Consider the following 12,110-nt stretch of genomic DNA (forward strand, 5'->3'; position numbering starts at 1 on the left):
CGGCCACACTGGGCCGAGTGAAGCCGCAGCCGACCAGCACCGCCGCGGGTCACCCGGAGCTCCTGCTCCAGGTGGCCCGCGGCGATCGGGACGCGTTCGCGGTGCTCTACGACGAGACCTCCCCCGTGGTGTACGGGACGGCCCTCCGGGTGCTGCGCGATCCCGACCTCGCGGCCGAGACCACGCAGGACGTCATGGTCGAGCTGTGGCGCACCGCCGCCCGGTTCGACCCGGCCCGCGGCAGCGTGCGGGCCTGGGTGGCCACGCTGGCCCACCGCCGGGCGGTGGACCGGGTCCGCGCCGAGCAGGCGCACCGCACCCGGGACGAGGCGGACGCCGTCCGCGACTACCGTCCGCCGGTCGACGACGTGGCCGAGGAGGTCGAGCGGCGCGACGACGCCGACCGGGTCGCGCGGTGCCTGGACGGCCTGACGGACCTGCAGCGGCGTTCGATCCTCCTCGCGTACTGGGGAGGCCTGACCTACCGGGAGGTCGCGGAGGATCTCGGGGCGGCGCTCCCGACGGTGAAGAGTCGCATCCGCGACGGCCTCGAACGGCTGCGCGCCTGCCTGGGGGTGCGCTGATGAGCAAGGAGGACGAGCCCGTGGACCCCTCGGAGCGGGGCGGAGGAGACGGTGGGCACCGTCACGACCTCGGGGCGTGGGCGCTGGGCGCGCTCGACGACGTCGAGCGCGCCGCCGTGGATCGTGCCGTCCGGGCGGACCCGGAGCTGGCCGAGGAGGCCCGCGTGCTGCGTGAGACGGCCGCGGAGCTCGCGTGGTCGTCGTCCGCACCGCCCCCGCCGGACCTGCGCCGGGCCGTGCTCGACCGCGTGGCGTCCACCGAGCAGGACCCGGCCCCCGGGGCGTCCACCTCGGCGTCGGAGTCGCGGGGGGTCGACGGCGCACCGGGCAGCGCCGGCCCGCGGCCGGTCCGCCGTCGGTCCGCCGCCCGGTGGCTCGCCGCGGCCGCTGCCGTGGCCATCGCGATCGCCGTGCCGACGGTCGTCGCCGTCCGGGAGTCGCAGCGCGCCGCCCGCGCCGAGGAGCAGGTGGCAGCGATCTCGGAGGCGCTGACGACGCCGGGCGCCGAGCTCGTGGCCTCCGACGTGAGCGGCGGCGGCCGCGCCGTCGCCGTCGTCTCCCCCTCCGAGGCGCTCTTCACCGCGACCGAGCTGCCCCAGCTCGACGGCGAGGTGTACCAGCTCTGGCTCGTGGACCCGGCCGGCGCCCGGTCCGCGGGCGTGCTCGAGGTCAGGGACGGCGCCGTCAGCGCCACCACGCAGGACGTGCGTGCCGGCGACGCGCTCGCCGTCACCGTCGAACCGCCCGGCGGGTCCGACGCGCCGACCAGCGACCCGCTCGTCGTCCTCGCGACCGAGGGCTGAGGCGCAGGCGCCGGCGCCGTCCGCGAGGCGGGTCCGGCCCGGCACCCGTGCCCGCACCGGGGCCTGGAACGACGAAACCGCACGCCCGGGTCGGGCGTGCGGTTCGTCGGTTCAGGTTCTGCGCCGGAGTCCGGCGCCGGGCCGGGCATGCGCCCTGGCCCGGGTTCGGGCGGCTCAGGCCTCCGGCGCCTGCTGGCGCAGGGTGAAGGCCGGCCCCTGCTCGGTGAGTCCGGCGTCGAGCTCCTGGGTGTCGAGCAGCGGCGCCGCGGTGTCCGCGACGAACACGTGCGTGCCGCCCGCCTCGATCTCGGCGTCGCCTGGCTGTGCCTGCGGCACGACCGACAGCTCGAGCTGGTTGCCGGCGTCCGCCAGCGCGATCCGCATGCCGCCCTCGGGCGGCAGTCCGGCGTCGTCCACGATCCCGCGGACGGCGCTCTCGGCGTTCTCGGTCAGAGTCAGCATGGTGCTCCCTCTCGGGTCCTTCTCACTTGGCGCTGCGTCCGCAGACCCGCCGCGCCGGCACGTGTCGCCGGCCCGCCGGAGGCCACGCCGCGTGCGCCTCGGGCCCTTCCACCGTCACGCAGACGCTCCCGGGACGCAAATCCGCGCATCCCGGGCGTGTCGTACGCCTGCCGGAGATCAGGACGGCGAGGGGGCGGCGCCGGTCAGCGTGAAGCGCAGCTCGACGCCGTCGCCGGTGAGCAGGAGCTCGTCGCCGTCGCGGGAGCCGGAGTCGACCTCGTCGAGCGCCTCGAGGAACGGCCCTTCGACGTCGCTCGTGCCCTCGCAGAACATCATCGTGGAGATCAGCTCGCCGAAGTCGACGCTGTTCTCCTCGACCTCGACGGACCCGCCGTAGCCGTTGCACCCGCCGTGGCCGCTGACGACACCGTCGCCGTCGACCCCGAGCACGACGGGCGTGCCGTCGATCGGCGTGATCTCGCCCTCGGCGCCGGACCCGCTCACGAACTCCCAGGTGCCGGTGAGGTCAAGCGGCTCGTCCGACGGCGCGTCGGACGTGGTGCCCTCGTCCGGCTCCCCGGTGTCGCCGGAGTCCGTCGGCGAGGCGCAGGCGGCGAGCAGCGCGCCACCTGCGAGAGCGGCGGCACAGACGGCGGACAGTCGACGGCGCATGGGGTCCCTTTCGCTCCAGGCACGCGGGCGCGCACCCTGCGACCTCATTGTGTCGCGGGCGTCGTGTCTCTTGCACGCCCGTCCTGTGGAATCGCTGGGCGCGCTCCGTGCCCGTCTCGGCGTGGCGCCTCCGCTCAGCCGAGCGCGCGCCGCGAGCTGATCACCCCGGTGTCGAACCCCGCGAGGTGCAGCCCGCCGTGGAAGCGGGCGTGCTCGATCTTCACGCACCTGTCCATGACCACCGTGAGCCCGGCGTCCTCGCCGCGCCGCGCGACGTCTTCATGCCACGAGCCGAGCTGCAACCACAGCGCCGGGGCGCCGACGGCGAGCGTCTCGTCGAGCACGGTCGGCAGGTCGTCGTGCCGTCGGAACACGTCGACGAGGTCGGGCACCACCGGCAGCGCCTCGAGCGAGGGATACACCGGCCGACCGAGGATCTCCTCGGCCCGCGGGTTGACGAAGTACACGTCGTACGGCGAGCTCGACAGCAGGTACGTCGCCACGAAGTAGCTCGCCCGGGCCGGGTTCGCCGAGGCGCCGACGATCGCGATGCTGCGGGTGCGCCGCAGGAGCGCAAGGCGTTCGGGCGCGCTCGGACCACGCCACGTCCGAGCGGGCGCTGCCGATGACGACGACGTGCCCACCTCGGCCGGCACCGCGCCGTTCGCGCCGCTCATGCGCGCACGCCGCTGGCCACGGAACCGACGGCGCTCCGGGCGGCGTCGAGAGCCTGATCGAGATCCCAGAGGATGTCCTCGGGGTCCTCGAGCCCGACGCTGATCCGCACGAGGTCCTCCCCCACGCCCCCGGCGACGAGCTGTCCGGGTGTGAGCTGCCGGTGCGTCGTCGACGCCGGGTGGATCACGAGCGTGCGAGCGTCGCCGACGTTCGCCAGGTGGCTCGCCAGCTGGAGGCTCTCGATGAATGTCGAGCCGAGCGCGCGCACGTCCGCTCCGTCCGGCGTCGCGAGCCCGAACGCGAACACCGCGCCGGGTCCGAGCGGGAGGTAGCGCGCGGCGCGCTCGTGATGCGGATGGGACGGCAGCCCCGCCCAGTTGACGTACGCGACGCGCGGGTCGGCGTCGAGCCACTCCGCCACGATCCGGGCGTTGGCCAGGTGCGCGTCCATCCGCTGCGGCAGCGTCTCCACGCCCTGCAGCAGCTGGAACGCCGCGAGCGGCGACAGCGCCGGTCCGATGTCCCGCAGCTGCTCCGAGCGCAGCTTCGTGAGGAACCCGTACTCGCCGAAGTTCTCCCACCAGCGCACGCCGCCGTAGGACGGCACCGGCTCGGTCATGTGCGGGAAGCGCCCGTTGCCCCAGTCGAACCGCCCGCTCTCGACGACGACGCCGCCGAGCGTCGTCCCGTGCCCGCCGAGGAACTTGGTGGCCGAGTGGACCACGATGTCGGCGCCGTGCTCGATCGGCCGCACGAGGTACGGCGTCGCGAGCGTCGCGTCCACCACGAGCGGCACCCCGGCGTCGTGCGCCACCGCCGCCAGCCCCGCGAGGTCCGCGACCTCGCCGGACGGGTTCGCCACGACCTCCGTGTACACCGCCTTCGTCTCCGGTCGGATCGCCTCGGCGAACGCCGCCGGGTCCGTGCCGGGCACGAACGTGGTGTCGACGCCGAAACGTCGCAGCGTCACGTCGAGCTGCGTCACGGTGCCCCCGTAGAGCTGCGACGACGCGACGATGTGGTCGCCGGCTCCCGCGAGCGCCGCGAACACGAGGAACTCAGCGGACATGCCCGACGCCGTCGCCACCGCCCCGATGCCGCCCTCGAGCGAGGCGATCCGCTCCTCGAGCGCGGCGACCGTCGGGTTCCCGATGCGCGAGTAGATGTTGCCGTACTTCTGCAGCGCGAACAGGTTCGCGGCGTCGTCGGTGCCGTCGAACACGAACGACGTCGTCTGGTAGATCGGCACGGCACGCGCGCCGGTCGTGGCGTCGGGGATCCCACCGGCGTGCAGCGCGCGCGTCCGGAAGCCGAACGTCCGCTCGCGGGGCGGCGTCGGCGGCGCGGTCTCGGTGGCGGGCTCGTGGTCGGCCGACGTCATGTCGCGGCTCCTTCAGGGTCGGACCACCGGCGCAGCAGGTACCGCTCAGCGAGGCCGACGACGCCGTCCGTCGCCTTCCCGAGCACGGCCAGCAGCACGATGGCGAGGATCATGCGGTCGACGCGGCCGTTCTGGCCGGAGTCGAGCAGGAGGAAGCCGAGCCCCATCGAGGAGTTGAGGAGCTCGGCGGCGACGAGGAACAGCCACGCCTGCGCCAGCGCGAGCCGCAGGCCCGACACGACCGCGGGGACGACGGCGGGCAGCTGCACGCGCGCGAGCAGGCGGGGGCCGCACAGGCCGTACGCGCGGCCGGCCTCGACGAGGTGCGGGTCGACGTGGCGCAGCGCGCCGGCCACCGTCGTGTACACGGGGAAGAACGCCCCGATGGCGATGAGGATCACCTTGGAGTCCTCGTTGATGCCGATCCACAGCACGAGCAGCGGCACCCAGGCGAGCGACGGGACGGCGCGCGCCCCGGCGAGCGTGGGCGCGAAGAGAGCGGCGCTGAGACGCGAGAGGCCCACCACGGATCCGACGGCGAGGCCGAGGAGGCCGCCGATGGCGAACCCGATGAGCACGCGCTGGGTGGAGATCGCCACGTACTGACCGAGCACACCGCGCTGCGCGAGGTCGACGGCGGCATCCCACACCGAGCCCGGCGAGGGCAGCTGGTAGGCCGGGACGACGCCGGTGGCCGTCACGAGCTGCCAGGCGGCGAGCAGGAGCAGCGGCACGATCAGGCCGACGGCGGTGCGCCACCAGCGCGAGCGCCGCGTCGTCGCGCGCCCGTGCGGGCGGCCGGGATCCGCCCCGTGGGGCACGCTCAGCGCCACGGCCGTGGCGACGTCACTCGTGGCGGTGGCCGTGCCGAGCGCGGTGTCGGACGGCGTCACCGTGGGCATCTGTGTCACGCGGCACCCCGGCTCATCCGCCGGCCCGCGCGGGGTCGGCACCCTCGGCGTACGTCGGCTCGAACAGCTCGTCGAGGGCCGTGTCGATGGCGTCCTGCGTCTGGACGTCGCCGGACTCCACGAAGATCGGCCCCACCACCTCGAGGACGGCGCGCTGCGTCTCGCCCGGCACGGGGTCGAGGTCCAGCACCGTGCGTTCCGTGATGACGGTCTCGGCGACCTCCGGGGCGATCCCGGCGACCTCGGCGAGGATCGCGACGACCTCGTCCGGGTTCTCCGCCGCCCAGACCCGCGCGCGCTCGTACGTGTCGACGACGAGCTGCGCCAGGTCCGGGCTGGTCTCGAGGAAGTCCTCGGTGGCGTTGAGGAAGCCGTACGTGTTGAAGTCGATGTTGCGGTAGACCAGCCGCGAGCCGGCCTCGGACTCGCTGGCGGCCATGAGCGGGTCGAGCCCGGACCAGGCGTCGACGGCGCCGGTCTCGAGCGCCGTCCGGCCGTCGGCGTGCTGGAGGTTCTGCACCTCCACCTCGTCGAGGCCGATGCCCGCCTCGTCGAGCGTCTGCAGCAGGAAGAAGTACGGGTCGGTGCCCTTCGTGGCGGCGATCGACGCGCCGCGCAGGTCCTCGACGCTCTGGATCGGCGAGTCCTCCGGCACCACGATCGCCGCCCACTCCGGCTGGGAGTAGAGGTCGATCGCCCGGATGGGCGACCCGTTGGCCCGGGCGAGCAGGGCGGCGGAGCCGGCGGTCGAGCCGACGTCGACGGCGCCGGCGCGCAGGGCCTCGTTCGCCTTGTTCGACCCGGCGGACTGCACCCAGGTGACCTCGACGTCGTCGCCCAGCGCCTCCTCGAGCCAGCCCTGGTCGCGGATCACCAGGCTCAGCGGGTTGTACGTGGCGAAGTCGAGCGTGAGCGTGCCGGCGCTCCACTCGGACTCCTCGGCGGCCGCCCCGGGGTCGGCGGCACCCCCTTCGCCGCTCACGCAGCCGGCGAGCACGAGCGCGGCGACGGCGCCGAGTGCAGCGAGGGCGGCGGGGCGGAACGTTCTCATCGGTTCTCCTGGGTCGGGGTGTGGTGGCTGTCGACGCCGAGCCGGGCGAGCAGGTCGACCCGGAGCTCGGCGAGGGTGGAGTCCGCGCGGTCACGGGGGCGTGGGGCACGGACGGGGACGACCGACCGCACCGAGGCACCCGCGGGGGCTGCGCCGTCGAGCGCCCCGAGGAGCACCACGCGATCCGCGAGGTACAGGGCCTCCTCGACGTCGTGCGTGACGAGCAGGATCGTCGTGGGCTGGGCGGCGTGGACGTCGAGGAGGAGGTCCTGCATCCGCAGTCGCGTGAGGGCGTCGAGGGCGCCGAACGGCTCGTCGAGGAGGAGCACCCCGGGGTCCCGCGCGAGGGCGCGGGCGAGCGACGTCCGTTGCGCCATCCCGCCGGAGACCTGGCGCGGGCGCAGCGTCGCGGAGGCGTCCAGGTCGACGAGCGCGAGCAGCTCGGCGACCCGACGGCGGCCCGCCGCCCGGTCGATCCCGCGCGGCAGGCCCACGGCCACGTTCTGCTCGAGCGTGCGCCAGGGCAGGAGGCGCGGTTCCTGGAACGCGACGGCCGTGCGGGGGTCGTAGCCGCGCACCGGTGCGGCGTCGATGACGACGGCGCCGGCGTCGGGGCTGTCGAGGCCGCCCACCTGGCGCAGGAGCGTGGACTTGCCGCAGCCCGAGGCGCCGAGGATCGCCACGATCTCGCCGGGGCCGACCTCGAGGTCGACGGCCGCGAGCACGGGGCGTGGCCCGGTGGGTGTCGCGAACGTGCGGCCGACGTCGCGGAGCCGCACGGGCAGCGCCGTGCCGCGCACGGGCGGGGCGGCGGTGAGGGCCATGGGTCTTCTCGCGATCTCGTGGTGCGGCTGGTGCGGTCGTGGCACGGCGACGTCGCGCGCGCGGGGCGCTCGGTGCCGGCACGAGGATCGCGGGGCGCGCGAGGTCGGCGCGACCACCCCCTCGTTCGTCTCGCATCGCGAGACGCGACGTCCACGGGATGCGGCGGGCGCCGTCGTCGGCCGCGTGCGCATCCACCGAAGCTCGCACTCCGCGTCGAACCTCGTACACCAGGGTGCGAGGTTCGACGCGGAGTGCGAGGTTCGGCGTGGCCGGCGCCGTCGTGCGACCGCGCGCGCCGCGACCTACGGTGTCCTCAGCGGCGCCGGTCCAGCCCGGACCCGCGCCGGACGCGGAGGTCGACATGAGACGCGGCATCGCCCGTGCGGCCGGCGCGCTCCTCCTCGCCGGGGCGTTCGCGGCCGCGGCCGCCTGCGGCTCGGACGACGGCGACGACCCCGAGCCCGGCGGCGACGGGGACGCCGCGACGACCGGCGAGGCCGGCCCCACCGAGACCCGGACCGTGACCGCCGACGAGGACGTCCGCGTGAGCGAGCCCGACGCCGAGGTGAGCTGCGAGGGCGGTGGGGACGTCGTCGTCGCCGCCGACGACTCCGTGGTCACGATCACGGGGTCCTGCGAGGAGGTGAGCGTCGAGGCGACGCGGGCCACGGTCGTCATCGACGTCACTCGTGACCTCGACATCGAGGGCGACGAGAACCAGGTCACCGCCGGCGACGTGACCGACCTGGACGTGCCCGGGAGCAGCAACACGGTCACCGTGACGGGCGTGGCCGAGATCGACGTCGACGGCGACCACAACGTCATCACCTACGGCGGGAACCCCACGGTCGAGGACGACGGGTCGGGGAACCTCATCGCCACCGGTTGACGTCACCCGCGACCGGCGGGGCCGGCGAACGCGGAACTGGGGTCGATCCGGGAGCACATGGCTCCCGGATCGACCCCAGTCCGTGGGTGCGTCAGCTCGCGGCGGGCTGCGTCTCGCGGCCGGCGCGGATCGCGGCCCGGCCGGACGGCGTCCGCACTGCCAGGGTCATCACGGCGATCGTGGCGACTCCCCCGATGACGAGGAGCGACTGCACGCTCATGACGTCGGCGAGCGGGCCGAACGCGCTCATCCCGATCGGGGCGGCGAGCGCCATCACGATGCCCACGTAGCTGAACACCCGGCCCTGCATCTCGGGGGCGACGGTCTCCTGCACGAGCGTCATGAACGGCGTCGAGAACAGCGGGACGCACAGGCCGAAGGCGAACATGAAGCCGTAGAAGATCCAGAGGTTGGGGCTCAGGCCGAGGGCGATGGTCGCGGCGGCGAACCCGAACGTCGAGACCAGGATGAGGCCGATCCGGCTGTGCTTCGCGAGCACCGTGGCCACGGCGACCCCGCCGAGGATCATCCCGACGCTGAACGCGACCTCCAGCACCGTGACCATCCAGACGTCGCTGCCGAACGTGCGCGCCACCATGAGCGGCGTGATGAACGACGGCGCCCCGGTCAGCAACATCATGATCGCGAACACCCCCAGGAGCCACCGCACCACCGGGTTGTGCCGGACGTACCGCAGCCCGCCGACCAGGTCCTCGCGGTAGCTCGACGTCTTCTCCGCGACGGCGGTGAGCGTCGGCACGGCGACCCGGGCCAGGAGCGAGATGCCGATCGCGGCCGTCACGACGTCGAGGAAGAAGATCGGGACGATGCCGAACGCGCCGTAGACGCCGCCGGCCACCGCGGGAGCGAGGAGCGCCATCGCCGACTGGATCGTGGAGAAGGTGCCGTTGACCCGCATCAGCTGATCCTCCGGCGCGATCTGCGGGATCATTGCCTGCACGGCCGGGGTCTGCACGCCCGCTCCGAGCGACCGCACAGCGACGGCCAGCAGGATGATCCAGAGCTCCGTGACTCCGGTGAGCATGATGAGGGCGAGCGCCAGGGTGACGGTCGCGATGACGGCGTCGGCGGTCATCGCCAGCACGCGGCGGTTCATCCGGTCGGCCAGCACGCCGCCGAAGATCGAGACGAGGCCCTGCGGGGCGAATGCGGCGATCGCGTAGAGGGCGACGGCGAAGCCGGAGCGGGTCTCGAGCGTGACGTACCACATGACCGCGTACTGGACGACCATCGAGCCGAACAACGAGGTCGTCTGGCCGACGAGGAACTTCGTGACGTTGCGGCTGAAGCCGCGGGTGCGGGGCTGGGTCTCGGGGGTCTCGACGCCGTCGGTGGCGTCGGCAGGGACTGTCTCGATCTCTGTCGCGTCAGTGGCGACGGCGGTGGCGGTCATGTCGAGCTCCAAAGTCTGGTGTCGGGTGCCTTCACCGATACGTCGAACGGCGTGGCGCCCGATCGACACGGACGGACGAGAAGTTTCTGGGGAGCCCCCGGACGGCCGTCGAGGTGGCGCAGATGGTCGCCCGGGCTGCCCGCATACCGCCATCTGCGCCACCTCGCCGGGTCGACCACACGTCGACCTGGCGCGAACGGTCCCCTGAACGGACGACAGACCGCCATCTGCGCCAGCTCGGCGCCGGGATAGCGGCCGCAGCCGCGTAGCCTTGCGGGTGCACGACGGCGGGGCGTCACGTCCCGTCGTCGTCGGGCCTCTAGCTCAACTGGCAGAGCAACGGACTTTTAATCCGTGGGTTCAGGGTTCGAGCCCCTGGGGGCCCACGCCCGAGCGAGACTCCGACAGCGAGGAACGAGCGCAGGAGGATCGCGACCGAGGGGAAGCGAGCGAGACTCCGACAGCGAGGCCTCGCCGAGTTCGTACCTCGGCGGCGAGCTCGCACACCCGGGTGTGCGAGCTCGCCGCCGGGGTACGAGCTCGGGCAGTCGTGCGTCGAGCGGCTCCGCGAGGGCTATGAGGTCGGGCGCTGGGCTCACCGACCGGCGACGGTCCGCGACGAGCGACCTACGGTGCGAGTCGCGCCTCGACGTCGCCGACGCCGTCGATCGAGGCGGTCACGACCAGCCCCGCCTCGTACTCCCCACGCGTCACGCGGATCCGCGCCGACGTCGCCCCGAGCGTGACGACGTCGCCCGGGAACAGCGTGATCCGCGCCGAGATCGTGCGCACCAGCTCGTCCGGGCCTGCCACGTAGTCCGACGTCGACGACGTGACGGTGCGGTCCCCCACGCGCAGCGTCATCGACCGCCCGCGCCAGTCGCCGCCGAGCGGCGTCGGCGCGGGCAGCACGACGTTGAACCCGTCCGCCCAGCGCCCGTACACCGCCGGGATCCCTCGCTCGCCGACCCGCGCCGGCTCGGCCACCGCCTCGGCGAACGACTGGTCGCACAACGAGATCAGCGGGGTGAACCCGAGGAGCACACCGGACGCGTCGGACGCCCGCGAGGTCAGCGCCCGCACCACGAACGCCAGCTCCACCCCCACGACGAGGTCCGTGGCCCGCGGCGGGATCTCGACGTCGGCCCCGCTCGTGCCGAGCGCGCTGGAGGGACCGTTGAGGAAGCGCGGCACCTCCAGCCGGGGCAGCCCGTCCAGCCGCTCGGACTCCTCGTGGTTGCCGAACGACGTCCACAGGTGCCGGACGCCGGACGCCGACCACTCGTCCGGACTCATGAGCACCTCACCGGACTCGACCACCTGGCGCACCGCGTACGACGGGTGCGGATCCACGCCCTGCCGCCCGCCGCCGCCGTCGTCCTCGGAACGCTGCCCCACCCGCACGGGGTTCGCGAGCGCCCCGACGCCCTCCACCTCGACCTCCAGCCGGAGTCCCGGGTCCGCGACGTCGTCCGGATGCACCGGCAGCCCGTCCACGCCCATCGTGCCGAGGTGGATCACGTCGCCGGGATACAGCGTCGCGAACGACGAGTACCACTGGATGACCCGCTCGATGCCCATGAGCGTCGCGCCGCTGTGGGCCCGGTCGCGCGCGAGCCCCGACTGCCGCGTGTACATGAGCAGGTCGTACGGGTCACTCACCGACTCACGGGTCACGAGGTACGGCCCCATCGGGGCCAGCGTGTCCGCCTTCTTCCCGCCCCACGAGGCCGTGGCCTGGTACAGCCAGTCGTCGTAGCCCGGCGGCAGGCCGTACCCGACGCCGTCGTTCCCCGGCACGATGTCGTAGTAGTACGTGCTCGAGACGTCGTTGACCACCGTGTAGCCGGCAACGTGCTCCATGGCCCGCTCCAGCGGGATGTACCGGCCCTGCTTCCCGATGACGACGGCGAGCTCGACGTTGTACGCCAGCCGCGGCACGTCGTCGTCGGCCGGCACGGTGATGGCCGCGCCGTGACCGATCGCCGCGCCCTGCGGCCTCTGGTGCGCGAGCGGGAACAGGTTGAGGACGCCGATGCCGGGCTTGCTCCGCACGAACGACGGCGAGTTCGTCACCAGCCCCCAGTACAGCCGGGGCCGCGGGATCGGCGCGAGGAGCTCGACGTCGTCCAGCCGGTGACCGGCGCGCAGCAGGAGCGTCGCGTCCACGCGGGCGATGAACCGCTCGACGTCGGCCGCCAGGCGCCCGAGCGCCGTCATCCCGGCGTCCTCGAGGGCGAGGAGCTCCACCAGGGTGGCCGGCCAGGCCCCGCCGGGCGGCACGGGCCGGGCACCCACCGGGAACGACGACCCGATCGCCGCGTAGGCGTCGAGGAACGCCGCCGCGCGCGCCGGGTTCACCACCCAGCGCGTGCCGGCGTCGTCGAGGACGACGCCCCACTCCTCGCGTCCGGAGACGACGTAGCTGGCGAGTCGCACG

The 12,110-nt window shown here is 73.9% G+C and carries 12 protein-coding genes and 1 tRNA gene; 4 read left to right on the forward strand and 9 right to left on the reverse strand.

What is annotated here, in order from left to right:
• The first annotated feature begins 17 nt into the window (after positions 1–17).
• Both sigK and BCAV_RS17280 read left to right on the forward strand, forming a co-directional pair.
• Positions 18–584, forward strand: a complete 567-nt coding sequence (sigK, locus tag BCAV_RS17275; protein ID WP_015883911.1) for an ECF RNA polymerase sigma factor SigK — start codon at positions 18–20, stop codon at positions 582–584.
• Positions 584–1,387, forward strand: a complete 804-nt coding sequence (locus tag BCAV_RS17280; protein WP_015883912.1) for an anti-sigma factor — start codon at positions 584–586, stop codon at positions 1,385–1,387. Before sigK ends, BCAV_RS17280 begins: the two co-directional genes overlap by 1 nt.
• A 174-nt stretch (positions 1,388–1,561) precedes the next feature.
• Here the strand turns inward: BCAV_RS17280 and BCAV_RS17285 are convergent, their stop codons facing one another.
• The 7 genes from BCAV_RS17285 to BCAV_RS17315 all read right to left on the reverse strand — a co-directional run bounded on the left by BCAV_RS17285 (position 1,562) and on the right by BCAV_RS17315 (position 7,366).
• Positions 1,562–1,849, reverse strand: a complete 288-nt coding sequence (locus BCAV_RS17285; protein ID WP_015883913.1) for a HesB/YadR/YfhF-family protein — start codon at positions 1,847–1,849, stop codon at positions 1,562–1,564.
• 177 nt (positions 1,850–2,026) lie between these two features.
• Positions 2,027–2,521, reverse strand: coding sequence for an META domain-containing protein (locus tag BCAV_RS21765; protein WP_015883914.1), 495 nt, complete (start codon positions 2,519–2,521; stop codon positions 2,027–2,029).
• Positions 2,522–2,655: 134 nt separating this feature from the next.
• The gene (locus BCAV_RS17295; protein WP_015883915.1) at positions 2,656–3,198 is read right to left on the reverse strand and encodes a CoA-binding protein; all 543 of its coding nucleotides are present in this window, start codon (positions 3,196–3,198) and stop codon (positions 2,656–2,658) included.
• On the reverse strand, positions 3,195–4,580 hold the full coding sequence (locus tag BCAV_RS17300) for an O-acetylhomoserine aminocarboxypropyltransferase/cysteine synthase family protein (RefSeq protein WP_015883916.1): 1,386 nt from the start codon (positions 4,578–4,580) through the stop codon (positions 3,195–3,197). Before BCAV_RS17300 ends, BCAV_RS17295 begins: the two co-directional genes overlap by 4 nt.
• The gene (locus BCAV_RS17305; RefSeq protein ID WP_015883917.1) at positions 4,577–5,482 is read right to left on the reverse strand and encodes an ABC transporter permease; all 906 of its coding nucleotides are present in this window, start codon (positions 5,480–5,482) and stop codon (positions 4,577–4,579) included. Before BCAV_RS17305 ends, BCAV_RS17300 begins: the two co-directional genes overlap by 4 nt.
• Before the next feature lie 22 nt (positions 5,483–5,504).
• The gene (locus BCAV_RS17310) at positions 5,505–6,542 is read right to left on the reverse strand and encodes an aliphatic sulfonate ABC transporter substrate-binding protein (protein ID WP_015883918.1); all 1,038 of its coding nucleotides are present in this window, start codon (positions 6,540–6,542) and stop codon (positions 5,505–5,507) included.
• The gene (locus tag BCAV_RS17315; protein WP_015883919.1) at positions 6,539–7,366 is read right to left on the reverse strand and encodes an ABC transporter ATP-binding protein; all 828 of its coding nucleotides are present in this window, start codon (positions 7,364–7,366) and stop codon (positions 6,539–6,541) included. The genes BCAV_RS17310 and BCAV_RS17315 overlap by 4 nt, the downstream gene beginning before the upstream one ends.
• A 362-nt stretch (positions 7,367–7,728) precedes the next feature.
• Between BCAV_RS17315 and BCAV_RS17320 the strand changes: the two genes are divergently transcribed.
• Positions 7,729–8,256: a DUF3060 domain-containing protein gene (locus tag BCAV_RS17320; protein WP_015883920.1), complete on the forward strand. Its 528-nt coding sequence runs from the start codon at positions 7,729–7,731 to the stop codon at positions 8,254–8,256.
• 91 nt (positions 8,257–8,347) lie between these two features.
• Here BCAV_RS17320 and BCAV_RS17325 read toward each other — a convergent pair whose 3' ends face one another.
• Entirely contained in the window at positions 8,348–9,670 is a 1,323-nt protein-coding gene (locus BCAV_RS17325; RefSeq protein WP_015883921.1) for an MFS transporter, read from the reverse strand.
• Between the two features lie 313 nt (positions 9,671–9,983).
• Between BCAV_RS17325 and BCAV_RS17330 the strand changes: the two genes are divergently transcribed.
• Positions 9,984–10,056 (forward strand) — tRNA-Lys (locus tag BCAV_RS17330).
• A gap of 241 nt (positions 10,057–10,297) precedes the next feature.
• Here the strand turns inward: BCAV_RS17330 and BCAV_RS17335 are convergent.
• Positions 10,298–12,109 carry a fumarylacetoacetate hydrolase family protein gene (locus BCAV_RS17335; RefSeq protein WP_015883922.1) on the reverse strand — a complete coding sequence of 604 codons (1,812 nt, stop codon included), beginning with the start codon at positions 12,107–12,109 and terminating at the stop codon, positions 10,298–10,300.
• Position 12,110 lies beyond the last annotated feature (1 nt).

The organism is Beutenbergia cavernae DSM 12333 (genome assembly GCF_000023105.1).
Classification (GTDB): Bacteria; Actinomycetota; Actinomycetes; order Actinomycetales; family Beutenbergiaceae; genus Beutenbergia; species Beutenbergia cavernae.

Excerpts from the sequence above, each read along its gene's own strand:
- BCAV_RS17280 (WP_015883912.1), top strand. The coding sequence starts at position 584 with ATGAGCAAGGAGGACGAGCCCGTGGACCCCTCGGAGCGGGGCGGAGGA.
- BCAV_RS17285 (WP_015883913.1), bottom strand. The coding sequence starts at position 1,849 with ATGCTGACTCTGACCGAGAACGCCGAGAGCGCCGTCCGCGGGATCGTG.
- BCAV_RS21765 (WP_015883914.1), bottom strand. The coding sequence starts at position 2,521 with ATGCGCCGTCGACTGTCCGCCGTCTGTGCCGCCGCTCTCGCAGGTGGC.
- BCAV_RS17295 (WP_015883915.1), bottom strand. The coding sequence starts at position 3,198 with ATGAGCGGCGCGAACGGCGCGGTGCCGGCCGAGGTGGGCACGTCGTCG.
- BCAV_RS17300 (WP_015883916.1), bottom strand. The coding sequence starts at position 4,580 with ATGACGTCGGCCGACCACGAGCCCGCCACCGAGACCGCGCCGCCGACG.
- BCAV_RS17305 (WP_015883917.1), bottom strand. The coding sequence starts at position 5,482 with ATGCCCACGGTGACGCCGTCCGACACCGCGCTCGGCACGGCCACCGCC.
- BCAV_RS17310 (WP_015883918.1), bottom strand. The coding sequence starts at position 6,542 with ATGAGAACGTTCCGCCCCGCCGCCCTCGCTGCACTCGGCGCCGTCGCC.
- BCAV_RS17315 (WP_015883919.1), bottom strand. The coding sequence starts at position 7,366 with ATGGCCCTCACCGCCGCCCCGCCCGTGCGCGGCACGGCGCTGCCCGTG.
- BCAV_RS17320 (WP_015883920.1), top strand. The coding sequence starts at position 7,729 with ATGAGACGCGGCATCGCCCGTGCGGCCGGCGCGCTCCTCCTCGCCGGG.
- BCAV_RS17325 (WP_015883921.1), bottom strand. The coding sequence starts at position 9,670 with ATGACCGCCACCGCCGTCGCCACTGACGCGACAGAGATCGAGACAGTC.